The organism is Winogradskyella schleiferi (assembly GCF_013394655.1).
GTDB lineage: Bacteria > Bacteroidota > Bacteroidia > Flavobacteriales > Flavobacteriaceae > Winogradskyella > Winogradskyella schleiferi.
In genome coordinates this window covers 3392249-3417246 of record NZ_CP053351.1, presented here as the reverse complement: position 1 = coordinate 3417246, position 24998 = coordinate 3392249, and the positions used below count along the sequence as shown (strand labels likewise).

General features: G+C 36.0%; 18 protein-coding genes. 12 read left to right on the top strand and 6 right to left on the bottom strand.

Annotation, left to right across the window (positions count from 1 at the left end; translation table 11 throughout):
- Positions 1-96: 96 nt before the first annotated feature.
- The gene (locus HM990_RS14910) at positions 97-1377 is read right to left on the bottom strand and encodes a UDP-N-acetylmuramoyl-tripeptide--D-alanyl-D-alanine ligase (RefSeq protein ID WP_178989868.1); all 1281 of its coding nucleotides are present in this window, start codon (positions 1375-1377) and stop codon (positions 97-99) included.
- A gap of 66 nt (positions 1378-1443) precedes the next feature.
- Positions 1444-3126: a gliding motility lipoprotein GldJ gene (gene gldJ / locus HM990_RS14905; RefSeq protein ID WP_178989866.1), complete on the bottom strand. Its 1683-nt coding sequence runs from the start codon at positions 3124-3126 to the stop codon at positions 1444-1446.
- 323 nt (positions 3127-3449) lie between these two features.
- On the opposite strand from gldJ, the gene porU reads away from it, so the two are divergent.
- The 7 genes from porU to HM990_RS14870 all read left to right on the top strand — a co-directional run bounded on the left by porU (position 3450) and on the right by HM990_RS14870 (position 13923).
- Complete coding sequence (gene porU, locus HM990_RS14900; RefSeq protein WP_178989865.1) at positions 3450-7319, top strand: type IX secretion system sortase PorU; 3870 nt, start codon at positions 3450-3452, stop codon at positions 7317-7319.
- Positions 7320-7461: 142 nt separating this feature from the next.
- Positions 7462-8739 carry a type IX secretion system outer membrane channel protein PorV gene (gene porV / locus HM990_RS14895; protein ID WP_178989863.1) on the top strand — a complete coding sequence of 426 codons (1278 nt, stop codon included), beginning with the start codon at positions 7462-7464 and terminating at the stop codon, positions 8737-8739.
- 129 nt (positions 8740-8868) lie between these two features.
- Positions 8869-9351: a cytidine deaminase gene (locus HM990_RS14890; protein ID WP_178989861.1), complete on the top strand. Its 483-nt coding sequence runs from the start codon at positions 8869-8871 to the stop codon at positions 9349-9351.
- Between the two features lie 117 nt (positions 9352-9468).
- Positions 9469-10470, top strand: coding sequence for a pyruvate dehydrogenase (acetyl-transferring) E1 component subunit alpha (gene pdhA, locus HM990_RS14885; protein WP_178989859.1), 1002 nt, complete (start codon positions 9469-9471; stop codon positions 10468-10470).
- Between the two features lie 3 nt (positions 10471-10473).
- Entirely contained in the window at positions 10474-12144 is a 1671-nt protein-coding gene (locus HM990_RS14880) for a pyruvate dehydrogenase complex dihydrolipoamide acetyltransferase (protein WP_178989857.1), read from the top strand.
- A gap of 149 nt (positions 12145-12293) precedes the next feature.
- Positions 12294-13247, top strand: coding sequence for a M28 family metallopeptidase (locus tag HM990_RS14875; RefSeq protein WP_178989855.1), 954 nt, complete (start codon positions 12294-12296; stop codon positions 13245-13247).
- Entirely contained in the window at positions 13240-13923 is a 684-nt protein-coding gene (locus HM990_RS14870) for an SDR family NAD(P)-dependent oxidoreductase (RefSeq protein WP_178989853.1), read from the top strand. The genes HM990_RS14875 and HM990_RS14870 overlap by 8 nt, the downstream gene beginning before the upstream one ends.
- Positions 13924-13932: 9 nt before the next feature.
- Here the strand turns inward: HM990_RS14870 and HM990_RS14865 are convergent, their stop codons facing one another.
- Together HM990_RS14865 and HM990_RS14860 are read right to left on the bottom strand one after the other, a co-directional pair.
- On the bottom strand, positions 13933-14229 hold the full coding sequence (locus tag HM990_RS14865) for a chaperone modulator CbpM (protein WP_178989851.1): 297 nt from the start codon (positions 14227-14229) through the stop codon (positions 13933-13935).
- 2 nt (positions 14230-14231) lie between these two features.
- Positions 14232-15128: a DnaJ C-terminal domain-containing protein gene (locus HM990_RS14860; protein ID WP_178989849.1), complete on the bottom strand. Its 897-nt coding sequence runs from the start codon at positions 15126-15128 to the stop codon at positions 14232-14234.
- A gap of 137 nt (positions 15129-15265) precedes the next feature.
- Here HM990_RS14860 and HM990_RS14855 point away from each other — a divergent pair, with 137 nt between their 5' ends.
- The 5 genes from HM990_RS14855 (at position 15266) to HM990_RS14835 (ending at position 23425) form a co-directional block, all read left to right on the top strand.
- Positions 15266-15904, top strand: a complete 639-nt coding sequence (locus HM990_RS14855) for an HAD family hydrolase (RefSeq protein ID WP_178989847.1) — start codon at positions 15266-15268, stop codon at positions 15902-15904.
- 32 nt (positions 15905-15936) lie between these two features.
- A complete protein-coding gene (locus HM990_RS14850) occupies positions 15937-19977 on the top strand; it encodes an FG-GAP-like repeat-containing protein (RefSeq protein WP_178989845.1) in 4041 nt (1346 codons plus the stop codon).
- Positions 19978-20009: 32 nt separating this feature from the next.
- Positions 20010-20609, top strand: a complete 600-nt coding sequence (locus tag HM990_RS14845) for a SprT-like domain-containing protein (RefSeq protein WP_178989843.1) — start codon at positions 20010-20012, stop codon at positions 20607-20609.
- Between the two features lie 157 nt (positions 20610-20766).
- Complete coding sequence (locus tag HM990_RS14840) at positions 20767-21858, top strand: mannose-1-phosphate guanylyltransferase (protein WP_178989841.1); 1092 nt, start codon at positions 20767-20769, stop codon at positions 21856-21858.
- Positions 21859-21931: 73 nt separating this feature from the next.
- The gene (locus HM990_RS14835) at positions 21932-23425 is read left to right on the top strand and encodes a DUF389 domain-containing protein (RefSeq protein ID WP_178989838.1); all 1494 of its coding nucleotides are present in this window, start codon (positions 21932-21934) and stop codon (positions 23423-23425) included.
- Position 23426: 1 nt separating this feature from the next.
- On the opposite strand, the gene HM990_RS14830 is transcribed toward HM990_RS14835, so the two are convergent.
- Together HM990_RS14830 and HM990_RS14825 are read right to left on the bottom strand one after the other, a co-directional pair.
- Positions 23427-24194 carry an ABC transporter ATP-binding protein gene (locus HM990_RS14830; RefSeq protein ID WP_178989836.1) on the bottom strand — a complete coding sequence of 256 codons (768 nt, stop codon included), beginning with the start codon at positions 24192-24194 and terminating at the stop codon, positions 23427-23429.
- A 2-nt stretch (positions 24195-24196) separates the two neighbouring features.
- Positions 24197-24946 carry an MlaE family ABC transporter permease gene (locus HM990_RS14825; protein WP_178989834.1) on the bottom strand — a complete coding sequence of 250 codons (750 nt, stop codon included), beginning with the start codon at positions 24944-24946 and terminating at the stop codon, positions 24197-24199.
- Positions 24947-24998: the final 52 nt, after the last annotated feature.

The following is a 24998-nucleotide window of genomic DNA, read 5'->3' as shown; positions in this document are numbered from 1 at the left end:
AGAATCCAACCTGATAATGAGCTATTAAAAATCCGTCTATTATATAATAAACGGATTTTTTATGTTTGATAACATATTTAAAACAATTTTATTGCTCTAAATAAAGTCTAAAATACGCTCCAAAGCCATGCCGCGCGAGCCTTTAATTAGAACCGTAGCATTATTAAGGTTAACCTCCTTTAAAATAGGTTTTAAATCCTCAAAACTAGAAAACTTATGAGTGGATTCTTTGCTGTTGGTTTTGTAAAAATTCTTTCCGATGATATAAATATGAGTTTCAAAATCACGTTGTATAACATCTACGATCTCCTGATGTTCTTTTTCAGCGTCGGCACCTAATTCAAACATGTCTCCAAGAAATAAATATTTGTTTTCAGCTTTTAATTGTTTAAGATTTTGGAGTGCTGCCAACATACTTGTTGGGTTGGCATTGTAAGCATCGAGAATAATCTTGGTACTGCCTTTTTCTATAATTTCAGACCGGTTATTAGCTGGTTGATAGCTTTCAATGGCTTTTTTTATATTTTGAGAAGTAACATCAAAATACGTTCCAATAGCCACTGCTACGGCAATATTTCCATAGTTGTAGTCACCGATAAGCTGACTTTCAATTTTAATACCATCATAAATTATGGTCACATACGGATTCGCACTATCAAATTTTACTACACAATCGTTGTCCAAATGCGTTCCAAATTTATTGACATTGGCGTAATCTCCAATTTGGATCATTTGCTTTTCGTCGTCAGTATTGATAAAAGCTGTTTTTTGATGTGCTTTTAAATAGTCATATAATTCCGATTTTCCTTTTACCACACCTTCAATACTTCCAAAACCTTCCAAATGCGCTTTTCCAAAATTGGTAATTAGACCGTAATCTGGTTGTGCAATACCACTTAAAAATTCAATTTCTTTCTGGTGGTTAGCACCCATTTCAACAATACCGAAGTCTAATTTTTCACTAAAGCTCAATAAGGTCAATGGCACACCTATATGATTATTTAAGTTGCCAACGGTAGATTTTACATTGTAAGTTGAAGCTAAAACCGTATTAATAAGTTCTTTTGTGGTCGTTTTTCCATTACTGCCTGTTAAAGAAATAATTGGGATGTTAATAGCATTTCTATGAAAAGTCGCCAGTTGTTGAAGTGTGGTCAATACATCATCAACTAAAATACAATTAGGGTTAATGGCAGCTTCTATAGCATCAATAACACAATATTTTGCTCCGCCATCAAAAGCTTTTTGTGCAAATTTATTACCATCAAAATTATCACCTTTAAGAGCAAAATACATGCAATCTTGTTGCAGTTTTCTTGTGTCTGTTGAAACTGCCGAACAAATTTTAAATTTTTGATATATATCCTCTATTTTCATAGGTTTAAAAATAAAAAAAGTCCTGATACATTTATCAGGACTTTTCTAAATATTATTTAACGATTATTAATTACGTCTTTTTCCTCCATTATTGGTCTTAGAGCCGACTCTAGATACTGCACATCTAAAACCGATATCATCAGTAGCCATATCTTGTGGGAAATAACGACGTTGAGCTGGATCAATCCAGTATGCTCTATCTCTCCAAGAACCACCTTTGTAAACTCTTACTTCGTCATTGATCAATGAGGTTCTGCTATTAGATTGGTCATATTCTCTAATTAATTCGCCTTCAGTAGAATCTACCTCAACAGTATGCTTAGGAGAATTGTACATTTTTCCTGTAGAACTTTTCTTTTCACCTTCGGTTTCTTCAAAGTTTTCTCTGTAGTAACGAGAAGAACGCTTATCTCCATCTCTAAAGTTTCTGTTGTCACTTTGGCTAAAGTTGGTTCTCAAGTAGGTTTCATCTTCGTCGATAGGTATTCTTGCAATTTCACCAGGTAAATCGCGAGCAATAATTTTACCATTGCTCAAAGTATCGTAAACAATTTCATCCGAGGTTACGATTTTTACCGTTCCATCTTCATTAATGGCATTTTTAGTATATACATTTCCTCTATAGTAGTTAAAGTCATTAAACTCGTCATCTACTATAGGTCTGTAAACATCAGCAACCCATTCAGAAACATTTCCGGCCATATCATACAAACCGTAATCATTAGGAGCATAAGTTTTAACCTCTGCTGTTATATCAGCGCCGTCGTCAGACCAACCAGCAATTCCACCGTAATCCCCTTTACCTTGCTTAAAGTTAGCCATTTGATCTCCGCGATTTACACGCTTTCCAGATCTTGTATATTGACCATCCCAAGGATATTTTTTACGCCCTCTATATACATTATACTGACGTAATTCACTCATTCCTAAAGCAGCATATTCCCATTCAGCTTCGGTTGGTAGTCTGTATTTTACAGGAATCAATCCAGTTTCTCTACTTGCATAAATGTTTATTGGATTACCTTCGGCATCTGTCTGTTGTCTACGTTTTCCGCCTTCTAATACTTCAGTGTTTCCACCATAAGTTTGCGAAGGTGCGTTAATATAGGTGTCAGTGCTAAACGTGCTTTCCGCACTTACATCTGTAAGATGTGAATCTCTTTTAATGTAACCCGCTTCTTGTAAAGCCATTTCAGCGACACGGTCAGTTCTCCAGTTAGCATATTCAACAGCTTGTATCCAACTCACACCTACCACAGGATAATTTGCATAACCTGGATGACGTAAATAGTTTTCCGTCATCATTTCATTGTATCCTAGGCGATTTCTCCATACCAAGGTATCTGGAAGTGCACCTTTATATATTAAGGCGAAATTAGGATCATCTGGTGGATATACATTTTTTAGATAATCTAAGTAAAATGTGTAGTTAATATTAGTCACCTCAGTTTCATCCATGTAAAATGACTGGATGTGTTGCTGGTTGGGCGTGTTATTCCAATCATGCATTGGATCATCACCTACTTTACCCATTGTAAAAGTTCCACCTTCTATGAAAGCGGTTCCAGGAGGTGTCTCCTGTTCTTTAAATTGAGTGTTGTACTGAAAACCACCATTTTTATCGTTGATTTTCCAGCCTGTGGCACTATCTACGTTGCCAGAATTAGAAGAACGATTGCAACTTACAATTGAAGCGCAAAGCGTTATTGCTATTAGAAATTTTAGGTTTGAGACATTTTTCATATCCATACGTTTAAGTAAGCTCGTTTAATTTTAGACCCGCAATATAACAATTAAAGGTAAACTGACAACTTTTTTTTGCGTCTAAATGCAAAAAAATGTGCATTTCATCCTTTTTTTTGAACATAACAACGGATATTTTTCAATTTGTCGGTGTATTTCGCTCTTTAATAACGAGGGTAGAAATGAATTATTGTTGTATTTTTGAAATAAAAATTGTGAGGTCATAATATCGTACTGTAATAGGCGTTATTCTACTGTAAAATTTAGTTTTTATAAAAATAAGGATAAGGTTCAGCTGTTATTTGAGACTAAAAAGGGAAAATCAATACATGAAAAATTACTATTTAATCACTCTTCTATTATTTACAATGCTTTGTTTTGGACAACAAAAACAATTTAGCATCAATTGGAGCGGAAGTAAGATTTTAGAAACAACGTATAGTAAAATTGAAGTGCCTGCTTTTGATGCTGATCATTTTAGTTATAATGATAGTAGTGGATTAACGTATTTTGCGCAATGGGAAAGCCAAGGGAGTTCAATAGATGAGAGTTCTGTCCAATTAATCAATGTTGCTTACCAAACTATGTCTAGTGCGGAATTAAAGGATTTAAATCCTGAATTGATCCCAAATTCTCCTAAGTATAAGTTAAAGAACACCAACGCCAGAGGTAAGCGAGCGACTTATTTTGAAATAAGTCCTATTATAAAAGATAAAGGCACCTATAAAAAAATAACGAATTTCATTTTAAAATATAGCTTCGTTTCTGGTAGATCTGCAAATAGTGCCAGAGGAGTGAACGAAATTACAAGTTCTGTTTTAAGTACAGGACAATGGTATCGTTTTTACATAGAAGAATCTGGTGTCTATCAGTTATCTAAAAGTTTTTTAGGCAGTTTGGGCATTAATACCAATGCGGTAGATCCAAGAACTATTAAAATTTATGGTAATGGTGGACGAATGTTACCATTAGAAAATTCAGCCAATTACCCTTTTGATGTGGTAGAAAATGCCGTAAAATTTGTTGGTGAAGAGGACGGAAGTTTTGACAATAACGATTATATTCTGTTCTATGGCGAAGGTCCTAAAACGTATAATGAGGAAAGCGAAACCAATATAAATTTATATACCGATAAAACATATTACTACGTCAATATAAGTTCGGGAATTGGAAAGCGTATTCAGCCGATGCCTACTATTAATGCAGCTGCGGATATTCAAATTAATACCTTTCAAGATTACCAGTTTTATGAAGTTGATGAATACAACCTCGCCAAATTAGGTCGTAAATGGTTTGGTGACGATTTTGATGTTGAAAACCAACGTACTTACGAATTTGATTTTCCAAACTTAGTAACTACGGTTCCTGTGGATTTTAAAATTGTGGTGGGTTCTATTTCGGAATCGCCTGGTTCTACCATGGGAATTACAATAAATGGTAATCAGGTTTCTACTTTGAATTTAGGCACAATTAATCCAGGTTCGGTTTTGGCCACTGAACGAACCTATCCAGGACAACAAAATATAACCTCAGATGAAATTACGGTAACCTTGGATTATAGCAATGGTGGAAATCCTTCGGCAAATGCGTTTTTGGATTATATCAATATTTATGCTACAAGAAACTTAATTTTCGATGGCGGTCAGTTGGTTTTCAAAAATACTGATGTAAATACAACGCCAGGTATTGCGGAATACAACATTGCAAATACCTCTTCGGTTTCTGAAATATGGGATATTACAGATCGCTTTAATATAAGGAGTACTATAAATACAGCTAATGCGAATACCATAGACTTTAAAGCGCAGTCAGGTGAGGAAAGAATCTATTTGGCATTTTCCAATTCCAGTTTTTTACAACCGATAAAAGATGCGCGATCTTCTGTTGCTAATCAAGATTTAAAGGGCACTATTTTCAACAATGCACAAGGACAATTTGAAGATATCGATTATATCATTTTGTCTCCTTCACAATTGTTGTCACAAGCCGAGAGGTTGGCTCAAGTAAATAGGGATCAATACAATTTGGTTGTAAAGGTTGTGGATCTGGAAAGCATTTATACCGAATTTAGTACGGGAAGTCAAGATATTGCTGCGCTTAGAAACTTTATTAAATATGTATATGACAATGCCAGTGTACCCAGCAAAAGGTTGAAATACCTTTGCTTGTTTGGTGATGGATCTTACGATTATAAGAATAGATTAAGAAACAATACCAATTTAGTGCCGTCATGGTACAGCAAATCAAGTTTTAGTCTTTCCAGTTCTTTTGTGTCCGATGATTTTTATGCCATGTTAGATGCTAATGAAGGTGGAATGACAAATGGTGATCGCATGGATGTTGCAGTCGGTAGAATTTTGGCGGAAGATGCACAGCGCGCCTCAGAAATGGTAGATAAAATAAAATCCTATTACCAACCTGAAGCTTATGGAAGCTGGAGAAACAATATTGTGCTTGTTTCTGATGACGTTGATGATGCCAATGAGTCTGCCTTACAGGAAACTACAGACAATTTAGGAACCACTTTAGATGTCGAAAAAACGTTCCTAAATGTTGCTAAAATTCATTCTGATGCTTATGAACAGGAATCCTCTGCAGCTGGTAATCGTTACCCTAAGGTTAATAAAGCGATCAAAGATGCTATTGAAGTTGGCGCACTGGTGGTTAATTATTTTGGTCATGGTGGTGAAGATGGGCTTGCACAAGAAAGAATTTTTGATAAGTTCGATTCTCAGGAAGTTAACAATATTTGCAAGTACAATTTGTTTGTTACGGTAACCTGTGAATACACCAAGTTCGATGATCCAAACAGGGATACGGCAGGTGAATTTACATTTTGGAATAAAAATGGTGGATCTATTGGTTTAATTACTACCACCAGACAAATACAACTTGGCGTTGGTAGAAATTTCAATAATGCGCTAGATGATTATTTATTTAATTTCGGTTCTAATGAGAATACAGCGATTTCTGAAGCGTTGCGACTGACAAAAGCGGACAATAGTGTTGCTGGTTCACTCCAAAAACGATTGGTCTTTTTTATTGGAGACCCTGCTATGAAATTAGCTTTTGCAAAACCAAATATTAGATTAACCAAGGTAAATGATGTACAAATTACACAGCCTATTGACACGCTCAAAGCTCTAAGTTACACGAAAATGGCGGGTGAAGTCGTCGATACTAACGGTAATCTGTTGTCTAATTATAATGGTACATTAACTGCGACGGTTTTTGATAAACGGATCGATAGGCAAACCTTAGGAAATGATGGTGCAACGAACACAAGTGGCGATGCGATAATAATGGATTTTACGACTCTAGGAGAAGTCATCTTCAAAGGACAGGCGAGTGTTGTTGATGGCTTGTTTGAATTCGATTTTGTGGTGCCAAGGGATATTGGCATTCCAATAGGTACAGGTAAGGTCAGCTTTTATGCCCAAACCGAAAATCCGCTTTCGGATCAGGCTGGAGCAAATTTTGATATCAAAGTAGGAGGCATCAACGAAGATGCACCTGCAGATAACACTGGGCCAATCATTAATTTGTTTATGAACGACGAAAACTTCGTTTCTGGCGGTATAACAAACGAATCACCAACCTTTCTGGCTAAACTTCAAGATGAGAATGGGATTAATACGGCTAGTGGAATTGGCCATGATATTACCGCAATTTTAGATGGTGACGAAACCAATCCAGTCGTGTTGAATAGTTATTACCAAGCCAATGTCGATGATTATACCAATGGCGTAGTCAGTTACCCGTTTAGAGACTTAGAACCAGGTTTGCATACACTGACCTTAAAAGCTTGGGATGTTTATAATAATTCTTCAACGGCAGAAATACAATTTATGGTCTTTGATGAAGATGAAGAATTGGTAATCAACAATGTTCTAAATTACCCAAACCCTTTTGTGAATTATACTGAGTTTTGGTTTAATCACAACAGTTCGGAGCCATTGGATATCTCAGTTCAAATATTTACAGTTTCAGGCAAGTTGGTTAGAACCATAAACGGACAAACAGGTGCAGATGAGTTATGTACTAACGGGTCCTCATCATTATCTAGAAGCATTATTTGGGACGGAAGAGACGATTTTGGTGATAAAATCGGAAAAGGAGTGTATGTCTATAAACTAAAAGTAAAATCTAACCGTTTAAATAAACAAGTTGAAAAGATTCAAAAATTGGTGATACTATAAAATGCTTTAAATATTTTTTTATTTTGAAAAATCAAGATGAAATAAAATTGAATTTGAAGCAAAAACAAAAAGTTTAAATAATAATTTATATTTGCAAACGTTTTAAACTACCCAATTGGTGTTAAAACCACAATAATTAAACATGAAAAAACACATCTTAGCCGTAATGGCTTTTGCTACAATTAGCTCATCATTTGCTCAAGAAAATACCATTCAAGAAATCCCAAGCACTTTTGATAGTCGAGTAATTACAACAGGTTTACCGTTTATGCTTATTTCACCAGATGCAAGATCTGCCTCCATGGGTGATATGGGAGTGGCAACTTCTGTTGATGGATTTTCGCAACAATATAATCCTGCAAAATATGCTTTTTCTGAGGCCAAGCAAGGTGTGGGGTTAAGTTATACCCCTTATTTAACGAGATTGGTAAATGATATCTCTTTGAGTTACCTTACTTATTTTAACCGATTGAATGAATTTAGTGCATTTTCTGCAAGTCTTAAGTATTTTTCTTTAGGGGAAATAGTGCTGACCCAAGATGCTAATGATCCTGGTGTAGCTGTAAAACCAAATGAGTTTGCTATTGACGCCGCCTATTCCTTGCGATTAAGTGATCAATTTGCTATGGCTGTAGCTTTACGTTACATGAGGTCGGCCTTAAGAATAGGGCAAGTAGATGCCAATGCACAACCAGGTAGTACATTTGGTGCAGACATCACTGGGTATTATCAAAGTGAAGAGGAAGCTTATAATGATTTTAATGGCCGTTGGAGATTGGGCTTTGCCATCCAGAATTTAGGACCAAGATTTAAGTACGACGATGGAGGCCAAGAAGTATTTCAGCCAACCAATCTTAGATTAGGTGCTGGATTTGATTTTATTTTCGATCAATACAGTAAATTGGGCGTGTCTGCCGAGGTCTCTAAATATTTAGTGCCTACACCTCCAATTATTGGAGATAGAATTGTTTTTACGGACGTTGGAGGACCAGACGGAACACCGGATGGCGTATTTAATCCAGATGATGGAGATTTTCAGGACGATGCTCAATTAGCGGCTTCTGAACAAGATGTTATACTTAGTGGTCAAGATCCAAACGTGAGTTTCTTAAGTGGCGTGTTCCAATCGTTTGGTGATGCACCAGGTGGTTTCAGTGAAGAATTAAGAGAGTTTACTTGGGCATTAGGAGCAGAATATACCTACCAAGACAACTTTGCATTTAGAGCAGGTTATTTCAACGAAGCAGATGATAAAGGTGCACGTAAGTTTTTTGCTTTAGGTGCAGGTTTTAAATACACTACAATTGGTCTTGATTTATCTTATTTATTTTCTGCTTCCAAAATTCAGAGTCCTTTAGAAAATACATTACGTTTTTCTCTGACATTTAATTTTGGTGATGGCGAATACGATGAGTATTAGAATTTATTACTAAATTTATATATTGAACTCGTTTAAACTTTTTCTATTAGCAAAAAAGTCTAAAAGAGTTCATCAAAACTATTGTTTCTTAAAGCAATAGTTTTTTTGTCTAAAGTAAAAACTAAGTATATGAAGGAAGTCAAAATAGAAACAACATTACAAGTCTATGACGATATTAATGAGCTTCCTAAAGCAATTCAAAACTTAATGCATACTGCAATTGAGGCAAGGGAAAATGCTTATGCACCATATTCAAAATTTAATGTTGGAGCAGCTGTTTTACTCGACAATAGTATAGAGGTTATTGGTAGCAATCAAGAAAATGCTTGTTTCCCTTCAGGTTTATGTGCAGAGCGAACAGCCATTTATTATGCAGGCGCCAAATATCCGAAAGCCAAAATTTTAAAAATGGCAATAACGGCTTCATCTCAAAACCAAGTTACCGATAAACCAATTCCTCCCTGTGGCGCTTGCCGACAGTCCATTGCAGAATATGAAATTAAACAGAGCCAACCCATAGAAATATATTTTATGGGAGCGAAAGGTAAAGTTGTTAAATCAAATTCATTGGCCAATTTATTACCACTTCTTTTCGAAAATTCAGTATTATAGCGTTTTCGTTGCATTAAATTCAGTAATCTCCATTTTTTTTACGACATACTGTTTCTTCATTATTTTCTAAAGTGTTATTTTTGTTATTCTATTTTTATTTAAAGAACTCATCAAAAAATGCAAAAAATAACCAAAGAAATTTACCTAAAGTGGTACGAGGACATGTTGTTCTGGCGAAAGTTTGAAGACAAACTTGCCGCAGTTTATATTCAACAAAAAGTTAGAGGATTCCTTCATTTATATAATGGACAAGAGGCTGTTTTAGCAGGTGCTTTGCATGCTATGGATTTAACTAAGGACAAAATGATTACGGCTTACCGAAATCACGTTCAGCCTATTGGTATGGGCGTAGATCCTAAACGTGTAATGGCAGAATTGTTTGGAAAAGCCACAGGAACGTCTCAAGGTCTTGGTGGATCCATGCATATTTTTTCTAAAGAACACCGTTTTTATGGTGGTCATGGAATTGTTGGTGGTCAGATTCCCTTAGGCGCTGGTATTGCTTTTGGTGATAAATATCACGATAAAGATGCTGTAACATTATGTTGCTTTGGTGATGGTGCTGCAAGACAAGGGTCGTTGCACGAAACTTTCAACCTAGCAATGTTGTGGAACTTGCCCGTAGTATTTGTTTGTGAAAACAATGGCTATGCGATGGGAACTTCAGTGGCACGTACCTCAAATCATACAGAGATTTGGAAATTAGGTTTGGGCTACGATATGCCTTCTGGACCAGTGGATGGCATGAATCCTATTAAGGTTGCAGAAGCGTTTGATGAAGCCATCCAACGTGCAAGAAAAGGTGGAGGGCCTTCATTTTTGGAAGTAAAAACGTATCGATATAGAGGTCACTCAATGTCTGATGCACAACATTATAGAACAAAGGATGAGGTTGCGGAATACAAAAAAATTGACCCGATTACACAAGTAAAAGATATTATTCTTGAGAAAAAATATGCATCGGAAGCAGATTTGAAAGCGATTGATAAGGATGTCAAAAAACGTGTTGCGGAATGCGAGAAATTTGCAGACGAATCGCCTTATCCTGAGAAAAATGTGATGTACGATGTTGTTTATGAGCAAGAAGATTACCCATTTATAGACCACAAAATTAAGTAAGCTATGGCAGAAGTAATAAATATGCCGCGTTTGAGCGACACCATGGAAGAGGGAACAGTTGCCTCTTGGTTAAAACAAGTTGGTGATAAAGTTGAAGAAGGCGATATTTTAGCAGAAATAGAAACGGATAAAGCAACGATGGAGTTTGAGTCCTTCAATGAAGGCACACTGCTTCATATTGGTATCCAAGAAGGTGAAACCGCAAAGGTGGATACACTTTTAGCTATTATTGGCGATGAAGGAGAGGATATTTCGAGTTATTTAAATGGCGCGTCAAAAGATGAGGCTGATGATAAAGATGACGCTGATGATAAAGATGAATCTGGAGATAAAGAATCCAAAGATTCTAAAAATGAAAAAGCAGAAGACACTTCAGAGAATTCAGGTTCAGATAATGATGAAGAATTGCCAGAAGGTGTTATAGTGGTTACCATGCCGCGTTTAAGTGATACTATGGAAGAAGGTACGGTTGCCACTTGGTTAAAGAAAGTAGGTGATGAGGTAGAGGAAGGCGATATTTTAGCCGAAATCGAAACGGACAAGGCGACTATGGAATTTGAGTCATTTCAATCTGGAAATTTATTGCATATAGGTTTAGAGGAGGGTGAAACGGCTAAGGTAGATTCATTATTAGCGATTATTGGCCCCAAAGGAACTGATGTTTCTGACGTTGCTAAAAACTTTAAAGCTGAAGGTGGTGAAACTAAGAAAGAAGCACCTAAAGCTGAAGCTAAAAAAGAAACTCCGAAGGAAGAACCTAAAAAAGAGGAACCGAATAAAGAAACTCCAAAAGTCTCAACTTCTAGTTCAAGTTCAGAGGGATCGCGAATATTTGCATCACCTTTAGCCAAGAAAATGGCTGAAGAAAAAGGAATTAATTTAGGTCAAGTTAAAGGCTCAGGAGAAAATGGTCGTATCGTAAAGAAAGATATTGAAAACTTTACACCATCATCGCAATCTGCTTCAGTGGGCAAATTTGTTCCAACAGGACAAGAAGATTTTGATGAAGTGCCTAATTCAAATATGCGTAAAGCTATTGCTAAAAACTTAGCGAAATCTAAATTTACGGCACCACATTATTATTTGAATGTGGAGTTTGATATGGATAATGCCATAGCATTTAGAGGACAGTATAATTCTATTCCAGATACAAAAATCTCTTATAATGATATCGTCGTGAAAGCTTGTGCATTAGCATTAAAACAACATCCACAGGTGAACTCTCAATGGTTTGATGATAGAATGCGATTGAACAACCATGTGCATATTGGTGTCGCAGTTGCAGTGCCAGATGGCTTATTAGTGCCAGTCGTTAAATTTGCCAATGAGCAGAGTTTAACTCAAATTGGAGCAGCCGTTAGGGAATTCGCTGGAAAAGCAAGAAATAAAAAGTTAGGACTGGACGAGATGGAAGGTAGTACTTTTACTATTTCTAACTTGGGAATGTTTGGCATTGATAGCTTTACATCAATTATCAATCAACCAAATTCGGCAATTCTATCCGTTGGAAACATTGTTGAAAAACCAGTAGTTAAAAATGGACAAATCGTAGTGGGTAACACCATGAAGCTATGTTTGGCTTGCGACCATAGAACGGTTGATGGTGCCACAGGAGCACAATTCCTTCAAACTTTAAAAGGATATATTGAAAATCCGGTGACTATGTTGGTATAAGAATTTGTCATTCTGAATCTCGAAATTTAATGAGATGAAGATCTATAATATTAAAATCCTGTATCATTAGTTTGATGCAGGATTTTTTTATCTTTAAACTCATATAAAAAAATGATTCCTGTTTTTAGGAGAATGTAATACGCGTTTCAATGAAAAATCTTCTACTTATTCTGACAATGACACTTGTTTTCTCGTGTTCATCCAGTAAAAAGACACCAAATAATATTAAACCTGAAATTACAGCAGTTGGTATAAAAGCAAGTATGGATTATTTGGCTTCAGATGTTTTGGAAGGTCGTGCTACAGGAAGTAAAGGTATTGAAGATGCGGCAATTTTTATTGAAAACTACTTAAAGTCTAATGACATTAAACCTTATTTTGAAACCTATCGCGATTCATTCAAAGTGAATGATTTGAATGGTTATAATATCGTTGGAGTGGTGGAAGGAAACGACCCTAAACTCAAAAATGAGTTTATTATACTTGGAGGTCACTATGATCATATTGGTATTGGGAAAGTGGTGGAAGGTGATTCCATTGCCAATGGCGCAAATGATGACGCTTCAGGAACTATCGCTGCTATGGAGTTAGGAAGGTATTTCGCTAAAGCAAAAACCAATAAACGCAGTATTTTGATTACCTTATATGATGCTGAAGAGCTGGGATTAATAGGTTCTGGACATTTAGCGAAACGTTTAAAAAATGAAGGCTTCAATGCCTACACCATGATAAATTTTGAAATGATAGGTGTGCCAAGGGCAGAAAATGAAGTCATGGCCTATATGAGTGGCTTTGAACGTTCTAATTTTGCAGAAACTTTAAATAGATATGCAGGAGATACCGTTGTGGGTTTTTTTCCTAAAGCAAAAGAATTTGGTTTATTTATGAGGTCCGATAATTTTCCGTTTTTTAAAGCATTGAATATGCCAGCACATGCCATTTCAACATTTGATTTTACAAATTATGACTATTATCACCATGTGGATGATGAAGTGGATAAAATGGATTTTCAACATATGGAAAAATTTTTAAATAAGATGATTCCTGCATTTGAAGGCATGATGAACGCACCAACTAAAGAAGTCGTATTAAATAATGAGTAAGAATATAATTATAACAGGAACGAGCAGAGGAATTGGGTTTGAACTCGTACAACTTTTCGCTAATCAAGGTCATAATGTTTTGGCATTGTCCCGAAATGCAAAACCAATAAGTAATTTGCATTTTGATAATATTTCGTCTTTTGCTTTTGATCTTTGTAACCAAGATGATTATCAAAACGTAGTGGATTTTGTTGAATCGGAATGGAAACATGTTGATATTTTAATCAATAATGCAGGAGCAATTATCAATAAACCTTTTGCGGAAACCACATTTCAAGATTTTACCAGAGTATATCAAACAAACGTTTTTGGTGTTTCAGAATTAACAAGAACGGTGTTACCATTTATGAAAAGTGATGGACATGTGGTGACTATTAGTTCCATGGGTGGGATTCAAGGGAGTATGAAATTCCCTGGATTATCAGCTTATAGCTCTAGTAAAGGAGCCGTAATCACATTGGTAGAATTATTAGCCGAAGAATATAAAGAAACCGGACCGCAATTTAATGTTTTGGCATTAGGAGCTGTACAAACCGAAATGTTAGAGGAAGCTTTTCCTGGCTATCAAGCACCAACGACAGCAAAGGAAATGGCTACATATATTCAAGATTTTGCGCTAACTGGAAATAAATATTACAACGGTAAAGTGTTGCAGGTTTCCAATTCTACGCCTTAATTTTGAATGTTATTCCTCTTCAAACCGTCTCAATCTATTTTGTGTAGTTCTTAATTCTGATTGTAAATAATCAATTTTTTCCAAGAGATTAAAAACCGTGTCGATACCTTCAAAATTAAGATGGAGATCTTGATGCAGTCGAATCATTTTTTCAATGTCCGCAATTTGATCCTGATGGATGCAATAGGTTTTTTCCACTGAAACGTATTCAATAAGACCATACTCGCTTAAACTATCAAAAAAAGACATTTCTATTTGGTAGTGTGTACATAAACTTGGAATTGGGATGAGTTTTGTGTCTTTCATGTCTATTGTAATTTTGCCAGTTCTTCAAAAAGTTCTTTTTCCTTGTCAGATAGTTTTTTGGGTAATTCAACAGTATAGGTAATAAATAAATCCCCGAATTGGCCATCTCTTTTGTATTTAGGAAATCCTTTGCCTTTCAACTTTACTTGGGTGCCGTTTTGGGTAAGTGGTTTTAGATTTAATTTTACTTTACCATCGAAGGTGTCAATGGTAACATCTCCTCCAAGAACCGCTTTGTACAAATCCAGATTTACCGTTTTATAAAGGTTGGCTTCATCACGTTTAAATTCTGTATTATTGATGATATTAAACTCAATGAGTAAATCACCATGAGGTCCACCATTAACACCAGGTCCGCCTTTGCCTTTAATTTTAATAATTTGTCCATTGGCTACTCCGGCCGGAATGGTTAGTCGGATGTTCTTTCCGTTAACGGTCAACACCCGTTTTTCAGTGGTGTAAACATCTCTTAAATTAAGTTGGAGTTGGGCATTGAAATCTTGACCTCTAAATCTTGTGTTGCCACCTCTGCCAGCAAATCCTCCTCCAAACATCGATTCAAAAAAATCAGAATACTCACCATCACCAAAACCTTCAAAACTAGAGCCACTTTGATATTGTCGTTGTTGATTTGCTTGACGCTGTTGTTGGTGTGCCTGCTCGTAAGCTTCGCCATGTTGCCAATTTTCGCCGTATTTGTCGTATTTTTTTCGGTTCTCGTCGTTGCTCAATACTTCGTTAGCCTCATTGACTTTCTTAAACTGTAACTCAGCTTCCTTGTCATTGGGGTTTAAATCGGGATGGTATTTTCTTGCCAACTTTCTATAGGCTTTTTTGATATCGCTTTTGGAAGCACTTTTATCAAGACCAAGTATTTTGTAATAGTCAATAAATGCCATAATTTTAGAATCTGAATGTAATTTGAGTTTTAAAAAAAAGTGTCTAGCTAAGTTAGTGGTTTTTTAAGCCAATATCAAGATTATCGCTGTTAAGAAAAATATAATGAACGCGTTTAATAAAAAAGGTAAGAAAACAAATGAAATATGAATGTATTATTTTCGACTGTGATGGCGTGTTGGTAGATAGCGAACCACTGGGAAATCAGGTTCTTGTTGATATGGCAAATGAATTGGGAGCTAATATCGATCTCGATTATGCATACCAACATTTTAAAGGAAATGCCTTAAATAATTGTGTCGATCAAATTTCAGATTTAATAGCTGTGGAATTACCTTCAAATTTCGAATCGGAATACAGAAGGCGTTCCTTCGAAAGATTTCAAAGTCATATCAAACCTGTTGAAGGCGTTTTAGATGTAGTGAAAAATCTTAAAATACCATTTTGCGTGGCTTCAAGTGGCCCTGAAAACAAAATACAACTCAATCTTCAATTAACCGGTTTATGGCCTTATTTCAAATCCCATGTTTTTAGTTGTTATAGCGTTCAAAAATGGAAACCAGATCCGGCGGTTTTTCTATGGGCAGCTGACACTATGGGCTTTCAGCCTTCGGAATGTGTGGTGATCGAAGATAGCCTCGTTGGCGTTAGTGCAGCCATTGAAGGCGGCTTTGATGTGTTTGGTTTTACTGCTCACGACTACAGAAATGAGTTACGGGAGTATGCGACCAAAACTTTTGATAGCTTTTTAATGTTACCAGAACTACTGGAATATTGATGGATTTTTTATATTTATAAAAAAATTAGATAATGTCAAAAAAATTACGCTATTTAAAACTTTTTTTATCAGTCTTTTTTTTAGGTTTTGCTATTAATAATCAGGTTTATAGTCAAACATTTGAACGTGCGGAAATTGCTGCAGGTCTAGGTATTCTTGAAGAAAATAATGGAGTTGCTGTCGCTGATTACGATGGTGATAATGATCTTGATATTTTTGTGGTTGCCAAAGCAAAGGACGATACCGACAGTCCAAAAACTTTAAGTCGTTTATTTAGAAATGAAAATAATGGCTCTTTTACAGATGTAACTGAAATAGCTGGTTTTCAAGATTTAGTAAACCAACAAGAAGGCGGTGAAGATTATTTTGGATTAGATGGTTTTAAGAATGGAGCTTCTTGGGGTGATTTTAACAATGATGGTTTCCCAGATTTATTTTTAACGTTTTCCTTTAAAGTACAATTGTGGAGAAATCTTGGTAATGGTTCATTTGCAAATATCTCCGAAATTGCCGGTTTTGATACTGTGAACGAATGCCGAAATACTGGAGCTACTTGGTTTGATTATAATAATGACGGCTTATTGGATATTTATGTTAACGATTGGGATGCTTGTGGAAGTAATCAACTTTATAAAAATAATGGTAACAATACATTTACAGATGTTACAGTCTCAACGGGTATTCAAGCTTCCATAGATTTAGCAAGTTACGCAGCTATGCCTTTTGATTTCAATGATGATGGTTTTATGGACTTATTGGTTTCTAATGATTTAAGCAAACCCAATAGTCTTTTCATAAACAATGCAGGGAATACCTTTACCGAACAGGCACTAGCTTATGGTGTGGGAACAGCTGGAGATGATATGGGGATTTCAATTGTTGACTATAATAATGATGGTGACTTTGATGTTTTTGTTACTGCTATAGAAGATAATTTCTTTTTGGATAACAATGGCGATAATACTTTTGTAGAAATTGCTAACTCATTGAATGTTGGCTATACCAATTGGGCTTGGGGTAATAATTTTTCGGACTTCGATTTAGATGGTGATGAGGATCTGTATATCGTTAATGGTTATGATTTTTTAGATACAAGTACTCAGCCAAATTTCTATTTTAGAAACTTTACAGCACAAGGACAGGTAACTTTTGAAGATGCTTCAGCCGAATTAGGATTAAATGAACAAACCATTAGTGTTGAATCTATTGATTGGGATTATGATAATGATGGAGATATCGATTTATTTGTGACAAATAGTGATGGCCCTTCGTTTTTGTATGAAAATAAAACGTTGAATTTCAACGATACAAATGCTTCCATGCATTGGTTTAAAATTCATTTGGAAGGCACAACATCAAATCGTGATGCTATAGGTACCATCTTAACACTGACCACTACCACTGGAACTTTAAAACGCTATTATTCAGGTGTTGGTTTTTTATCCCAAAGTTTACAAGCAGTTCATTTTGGATTGAATAATGAGACATTAATAACAGAGCTACAAATAAAATGGCCATCTGGATTAATTGAAACCTTCAATGATCTAGATGCAGATGTGACAATAAAGGCAACCGAAGGTCAAGGTTATCAAGTCTTGGATATTTTACCAAGTCAGAAAATTTATGGGTGTACTGACCCAATGTCTTGTACTTATGACCCTACGGCTACATTAGAAGATGGTTCATGTACCTACCTGGAATCGCAAGCGATTGAAGGGAATAATGTCTCTTCGTTTTTAAGCACTGAAACGTATAGTTATAATATAGCTGAAGGCTCAAGTGCGAACTGGCAGGTTAGTGGTGGCGAGATTTTAAGCGGACAAGGAACCGACACAATAACCGTAAAATGGCATTTGGAAGAGAGTGGTCAAATCATTGTTTTAGAATCAGATGATAGTTGTTCCAGTCTGGCAGTGACGCTTGATGTGGAATTAGGTGCTGATAATCTTCCAGAAAATATGTCCATAGCAAGACTATGGAACGAGGCATTACTTGAATCTATAAGAACCGATTTTGCAAGACCAACCGTACATGCCAGAAATTTATTTCATGCTAGTGTTGCGATGTACGATACTTGGGCAATTTATGATCAAACGGCAAGGCCTTACTTAATGGGTAATACCGTAAATGGGTTTAGCACTGAATTGGAAACTTTTGTACCTATTGAAAGTATTGAAGAATCGCAAAAACGAGCTATCAGTTATGCCATGTATCGGTTATTGACACATCGTTTTCAAAATTCTCCTGGTGTAGAAGGGACGCAGGCAAGATTCGATTTAATAATGGATAAACTAGGTTACGATACCAACTACTCTTCCTTGTTATATGAATTTGGAAATGCAGCCGCATTAGGAAATTACGTAGCACAAACCATAATTGATTATGGCTTGCAGGATGGTTCTAGGGAAGCAACTGGCTATGATAATGCCTATTACCAACCTGTAAATGCGCCTTATGCTTTAGATATCAGTACCAATGATCCCATCAGTGATCCCAATCGATGGCAACCGTTAGGTTTGGATACGTTTATAGATCAAGGTGGCAATATAGTCGATGGCAATGTACCTCCGTTTTTAAGTCCGGAATGGGGAAATGTATTCTCTTTTGCATTATCAGATGACGATAAATTAACTTATGAGCGTGACGGGAATTTCTTCAATGTCTTTCACGATCCTTCAGATCCTCCATATATAAATCTAATGGAAGAAAACATCTCTAGCGAAGCTTACAAATGGGGCTTTTCAATGGTGTCTGTCTGGCAGTCCCATCTGGATCCTAGTGATGGCGTACTGTGGGATATTTCTCCTAATACCATTGGAAATGTAGATATCAATACATTTCCGACCAATTATGAGGATTATCCTAGTTTTTATAATTTTATTGAAGGCGGAGGACAAGGTGCAGGGCATACCTTAAATCCAGTAACAGGTAGTCCGTACGACCTAAATATGGTACCTCGCGGTGATTATGCCAGGGTTCTGGCAGAATTTTGGGCAGACGGACCACATTCCGAAACGCCTCCAGGACACTGGTTTACAATTTTGAATTATGTAAGCGATCATCCGCAATTTGAAAAACGTTTTCAAGGTGAAGGTGATCTTTTGGATCCTATAGAGTGGGAGGTAAAGTCTTATTTTATCTTAGGAGGTGGTATGCACGATTCTGCAATTTCTGCATGGAGTGTGAAAGGTTGGTATGATTATATACGACCAATTTCAGCAATTCGCTCTATGGCAGAACGTGGCCAGAGTTCTAATCCGTCATTAGATAATTATCATATTGGTGGTATTCGATTAATAGAAAATTATATAGAAGTTGTTGAAGAAGGTGATCCACTGGCTGGTTTTGCAGATCAACATGTGGGTAAGATAAAACTATACACATGGAAAGGTCATGATTTTATTAATGATACAGAAACAGACCAAGCAGGCGTAGGATGGATTTTGGCTGAAAATTGGTATCCATATCAAAGACCAACATTTGTAACGCCGCCTTTTGCAGGCTTTGTGTCTGGACACTCCACCTTTTCTAGAGCAGCAGCAGAATTAATGACCATGATGACAGGTAGTGAATTCTTTCCAGGAGGTATGGGTGAGTTTGTTGCTAAACAAAATGAATTTTTAGTATTCGAGGAAGGCCCTTCCGTAGATGTGGTTTTGCAATGGGCAACGTACAGAGATGCTTCCGATCAAACGAGTTTAAGCCGAATTTGGGGTGGAATCCATCCACCAGCCGATGATATTCCAGGTCGATTTATTGGTCAAGCAGTAGCGGAAGATGTTTTTAGTTTTGCTGTACCTTATTTTGAAGCTGAAACTTTAAATATTGATGATTTAGATGAAGACATGGTGATTTATCCAAACCCAACGACCAATAGAACCCTTTTTATAACTCACACAACTTTGGAAGATTCAATAGAAGTTTTTGACATAAGAGGACGTAAAATTGAAATTAACGATAGAGGTTATGACAGTCTATCTCATACCACATCAATAAAGTTGAATACAGCTGCAATTGGTTTGTATATGTTAAAGATTAATGGGAATTCAAATATGATTGTGGTTAAGGATTGATAAGTTGAATTATTAGATTTATTTTTGCCACAATGCAAGCGAACCTTTCAAATTATATTCCTGCTGCGGCAAAATCAATGATTAGCGAACTTTTAGCTATCGATAATTTGGTCGTGAAAGTAAAGAGTGAACGGAAAACACGTCATGGTGATTACAGGGAATTGCCAAACGGCAAACATCAGATTACAGTTAACTCTAATTTGAATTGCTATCGGTTTTTAATTACCTTAATTCACGAAATCGCCCATTTCGAGGCTTATAAAAAACATGGTCGATTTATAAAACCACACGGAAAAGAGTGGAAATACACTTTTCAGCATTTGATGTTGCCTTTTTTACGTCCCGAAATTTTCCCTTCGGAATTATTGCCTTTATTAGCCCATCATTTTAAGAATCCAAAAGCGTCTAGCGACACAGACACGCAACTCGCCTTCGCCTTGAAGCAATTCAACGAAGTCAATGATAAAACATTTGTATTTGAATTATCTTTGAATCAAACCTTTAAGCTTTACAATGGTAAGGTGTTTAGAAAAGGAAATAAACGAAGAAAGAGATATGAATGTGTCGAAGTTAAGTCAGGTAAATTATATTTGTTTAATCCAAATGCAGAGGTCGAATTATTGGAAGAATAATGTATTCCCGTGAAAATGGGAATCTCATAAAGGGTTAAACCTAATATGGTTAAAGTATAACCTGCAAGGTTTTGAAAACCTTGTAGGTATTGAGTTGAATTTAAAAAACAAAAAAAGATTCCGGTTTTCACGGGAACAGAAATATTGAAATTTTTCTATGAAGAATAAAAATTATTACGCCATACTAATGGCAGGTGGAGTAGGTTCAAGATTTTGGCCAGTAAGTACACAGGATTTTCCTAAGCAGTTTCATGATATGCTAGGAACAGGAGATACGCTAATTCAGAAGACGTTTAAGCGTTTAGCTCAACTGATTCCTGAGGAAAATATTTTCATCCTAACTAATGAACGCTACAACGATCTAGTTTTTGAACAACTTCCAAGTGTTACAAAACGGCAAGTGCTTTTAGAACCTGCTATGCGAAATACGGCACCTTGTATTTTGTATGCCTCGTTAAAAATCCAAAAAGAAAACAAAGATGCGGTAATGATTGTTGCACCAAGCGACCATTGGATTGAAGATGAGCAAGCGTTTTCTAATAACGTCAAGACAGCTTTTGATTATTGTGAATCCCATGATGCTTTGATGACCTTGGGCATAACGCCAACGTTTCCAAATACAGGTTATGGTTATATCGAATATGATAAAGAGCGGTCACTGAGCGTAGCCGAAGTGAAATCGGTGAATCAATTCAGGGAAAAACCAGATTATGAAACTGCGAAATCTTTTATCAATCAAGGAAACTTCTTATGGAATGCAGGTATATTTATGTGGAGTGCAAAATCGGTTATTTCAGCCTTCAAAAATAATCAACCAAAATTATTTGAATTGTTTGAAAGTGGCTATAGCGTTTATAATACTGAATCTGAAGTTGATTTTATTAAAGACCATTATAAAAAAGCAGAAAACATATCTGTGGATTATGCATTGATGGAAAAGAGCGATAATGTTTTTGTGATTCCTGCTACTTTCGATTGGAATGACCTGGGGACTTGGGGCAGTCTTTATGATAAATTAGATAAAGACGAAAATAGTAATGCAGTTGTCAATGCCAAAACTTTGCTGGAGGATGCCACCGGAAACATGATACGCTCTAAAAAAGATAAACTCGTCGTAGTTGATGGATTAAAAGATTACATCATTGTTGATAAAGACGAAGTTTTACTTATCTTTCCTAAGGAAAAAGAACAAGATATAAAGAAAGTGCTTCAAAATGTGAAAGCTAAATTTGGAGAATCCTATGGATAGATCCTTTGAATATTATATGACTAGAATTAACCATCATGTAATACTAATTTTCTAATATTAGCAGGTTTTAAATATGAGCGACGAAAATAAATTTAACTTTTCTGAGGAAGAGAACTCGCAGATCACCAACGAGATGAACAAGGAGGCGGCTGTTGAAGAAAAAAAAGAAGCCGTAAAGAAAGATGCTCAAGGCTTGTTTGTAAGCATAAAAACGTTTTTAAGTGAGCTGCTCGATTTTAGGGAAGATACAGATAGAGACGCCACGATTACAGCTATAAAAGCAGATATTCCGTTTAAGGGCGCAACCGCATGGATTTTGGTCTGTTCCATTTTTGTAGCTTCTATTGGTCTTAATGCCAATTCTACCGCAGTAGTGATCGGTGCCATGTTAATTTCGCCTTTAATGGGGCCGATTTTAGGAGTTGGTTTGTCAATAGCTATCAATGATATTGATACGTTACGGAAGTCTCTCATCAACTTAGTGACCATGATTGTCTTAAGTTTACTGACGGCATTCTTATTCTTTTGGCTATTTCCGCTAAGTGAAGAAACCTCAGAACTTTTAGGAAGGACTAGACCAGACATTAGAGATGTTTTAATTGCCTTCTTTGGTGGTTTAGCTTTAATTATAGCACGAACAAAAAGAGGAACAATAGCCTCGGTTATTTTTGGGGTTGCCATTGCGACAGCGTTAATGCCACCGCTCTGTACAGCAGGATATGGTTTGGCTGAAGGGAATTGGGCTTATTTTGGTGGAGCAATGTACTTGTTTACCATTAATACCATATTTATAGCCTTGGCGACATTCTTGGTCTTGAAAATCTTGCGTTTTCCAATGCTTAAATACGCCAATTCTGCAAAGCGTAAACGTATTTCCAGGATAGCTACGATTGTTGCTGTTATAGTAATGATTCCTGCAATTTGGACGTTTTTAACTGTGTTGCAAGAAAGCAAGTACGAAATGGATTTCAAAAATTATGTTGAAAATGAAATTGATACTAATCCTAATTTGTGGTTGCAACGAAAAGACATAAATAAAGACACGAAGAAAATCAGCTTTTACTTTAATGGTGACGTCAGTGATGAAATGATTTCCGATTTACAGAATGAGAAAAAAAATTATGAAAACCTTCAAGACTTTGAACTGGTGATCAATGCCAACAAAACTAGAAGTGCTGATCGTTTAACGGAGTCTTTGGATAGAGCTTATGCTGATTTAGATCGCAAGGATAATGTTATCGATGGTCTTCAAAATCAAATCGCAGAATTAGAAACCAATATCTCTAATCTCAATAAGGTAATTGAGTCTAAAAACACCAATGAGAACGCGGTATCGTTTAGTTCACTATCAAGAGACGCCAAGGTGAGATTCAGTGATCTAGAGTATTTTGGATACGCAAAAATGTTAGAGTCCAAGGATTTTATCAATATAGATACAGTAGCAGTTGCTAATGTAAGATGGAAGGTTAAACTTTCAGACAGTCTTGTATTAATTAAGGAACGGGATCTACAAAAATGGTTAAAAAATGAACTAAAAGTAGATACGGTATTTATTAAACGAAATTAAATTATTGGTCTTCTTCTAAGTACATTTTACGTACTTTTCTAAATAATTCAGATGAATAAACGAAGTTGGTAACGGCTTCGTTTTCTGTTTTAAAGATAGTTTCTTTAGAACCTTCCCACGCCAATAAACCATCTTTAAGAAAAACGATTTTTTCCCCTATTTCCATTACAGAGTTCATATCGTGCGTATTGATTACTGTAGTGATATTAAATTCATCCGTAATTTCTTGAATTAAATTATCAATAACTATTGCTGTTTTCGGATCTAACCCAGAGTTGGGTTCATCACAAAATAAAAATTTTGGTCTGTTTACAATTGCCCTTGCAATTGCCACTCGCTTTTGCATTCCTCCTGAGGCTTCACTTGGCATTTTGTTATTTGCATTGTCTAAATTGACCCGTTTTAAAACTTCGTTAACCCTATCTTCCATTTCGCTCTTACTCTGTTTGGTAAACATGCGTAAAGGAAACATGACGTTTTCGGCAATGGTCATAGAGTCAAAAAGGGCACTGCCTTGAAAAACCATCCCCATTTCGGCTCGTAAGTCGGTTTTTTCATCTCGAGATAATTTACTGAAATTTCTACCTTCATAAGAAATAGAGCCTTCTTCATATTCAAATAAACCCAACAGACATTTTAAGAACACCGTTTTACCCGAACCACTTTGTCCAATGACTAAGTTGGTTTTTCCTTTGTCGAATGAAGTCGTGATGCCTTTTAGAATATGAGCATCTCCAAACGATTTATGTAAATCCTTAACCTCTATCATAATTAGCCGAGTAATAAACTGGTTAGTAAAAAATTGGTCAATATGATCATAACACTGGTCCAAACGAATGATGTGGTACTTGCCTTACCGACTTCCAGAGCGCCACCTTTCATAAAATAACCATAATACGACGGAATGGTTGCTAATAAAAAAGCGAATACAAATGTTTTTGCAAAAGCATAAATAAAGTGAAAAGGGATAAAGTCGGTTTTCACACCCTCAATAAAATCTTCAACACTAACATAGCCGCCATAAACCGAAGCTGCTAGACCGCCCAAAACGCCTAAAAACATGGCAATGGAAATCACAAAAGGATAAAGCGACAACGCAATAAACTTAGGAAAAACAAGATAGTTTATTCCATTGATGCCCATAACTTCCAGCGCGTCAATTTGTTCTGTAACTCGCATCGTCCCAATACTTGACGTTATAAAAGAACCTACTTTACCAGCCATGATAATAGAAATAAATGTTGGTGCAAATTCTAAGATTATGGATTGTCTGGTTGCAAATCCAACCAAATATTTTGGCATAATTGGGCTCGTCATATTTAACGAGGTTTGAATGGCAACAACGCCTCCAACAAAAAATGATATAAAGGCAACGATACCTAATGAACCAATAATAAGATCGTCGATATCTTTTAGAATTAGAGGTTTCATCACTGACCATTTAGTAGGTCTGCGAAAAATATCCTTAATCATTATAAAATAAGTACCTATATTAAATAGGTAAGTGCTGGGTCTTTTCATTAATGCTAAAGTATAAAAAATGATTAGGATATTACCTTAAATTAAAAATAAG

Bases quoted from the DNA above. Each gene is read 5' to 3' on its own strand.
- HM990_RS14910 (WP_178989868.1), bottom strand. From the start codon at position 1,377: ATGAAAATAGAGGATATATATCAAAAATTTAAAATTTGTTCGGCAGTT.
- gldJ (WP_178989866.1), bottom strand. From the start codon at position 3,126: ATGGATATGAAAAATGTCTCAAACCTAAAATTTCTAATAGCAATAACG.
- porU (WP_178989865.1), top strand. From the start codon at position 3,450: ATGAAAAATTACTATTTAATCACTCTTCTATTATTTACAATGCTTTGT.
- porV (WP_178989863.1), top strand. From the start codon at position 7,462: ATGAAAAAACACATCTTAGCCGTAATGGCTTTTGCTACAATTAGCTCA.
- HM990_RS14890 (WP_178989861.1), top strand. From the start codon at position 8,869: ATGAAGGAAGTCAAAATAGAAACAACATTACAAGTCTATGACGATATT.
- pdhA (WP_178989859.1), top strand. From the start codon at position 9,469: ATGCAAAAAATAACCAAAGAAATTTACCTAAAGTGGTACGAGGACATG.
- HM990_RS14880 (WP_178989857.1), top strand. From the start codon at position 10,474: ATGGCAGAAGTAATAAATATGCCGCGTTTGAGCGACACCATGGAAGAG.
- HM990_RS14875 (WP_178989855.1), top strand. From the start codon at position 12,294: ATGAAAAATCTTCTACTTATTCTGACAATGACACTTGTTTTCTCGTGT.
- HM990_RS14870 (WP_178989853.1), top strand. From the start codon at position 13,240: ATGAGTAAGAATATAATTATAACAGGAACGAGCAGAGGAATTGGGTTT.
- HM990_RS14865 (WP_178989851.1), bottom strand. From the start codon at position 14,229: ATGAAAGACACAAAACTCATCCCAATTCCAAGTTTATGTACACACTAC.
- HM990_RS14860 (WP_178989849.1), bottom strand. From the start codon at position 15,128: ATGGCATTTATTGACTATTACAAAATACTTGGTCTTGATAAAAGTGCT.
- HM990_RS14855 (WP_178989847.1), top strand. From the start codon at position 15,266: ATGAAATATGAATGTATTATTTTCGACTGTGATGGCGTGTTGGTAGAT.
- HM990_RS14850 (WP_178989845.1), top strand. From the start codon at position 15,937: ATGTCAAAAAAATTACGCTATTTAAAACTTTTTTTATCAGTCTTTTTT.
- HM990_RS14845 (WP_178989843.1), top strand. From the start codon at position 20,010: ATGCAAGCGAACCTTTCAAATTATATTCCTGCTGCGGCAAAATCAATG.
- HM990_RS14840 (WP_178989841.1), top strand. From the start codon at position 20,767: ATGAAGAATAAAAATTATTACGCCATACTAATGGCAGGTGGAGTAGGT.
- HM990_RS14835 (WP_178989838.1), top strand. From the start codon at position 21,932: ATGAGCGACGAAAATAAATTTAACTTTTCTGAGGAAGAGAACTCGCAG.
- HM990_RS14830 (WP_178989836.1), bottom strand. From the start codon at position 24,194: ATGATAGAGGTTAAGGATTTACATAAATCGTTTGGAGATGCTCATATT.
- HM990_RS14825 (WP_178989834.1), bottom strand. From the start codon at position 24,946: ATGAAAAGACCCAGCACTTACCTATTTAATATAGGTACTTATTTTATA.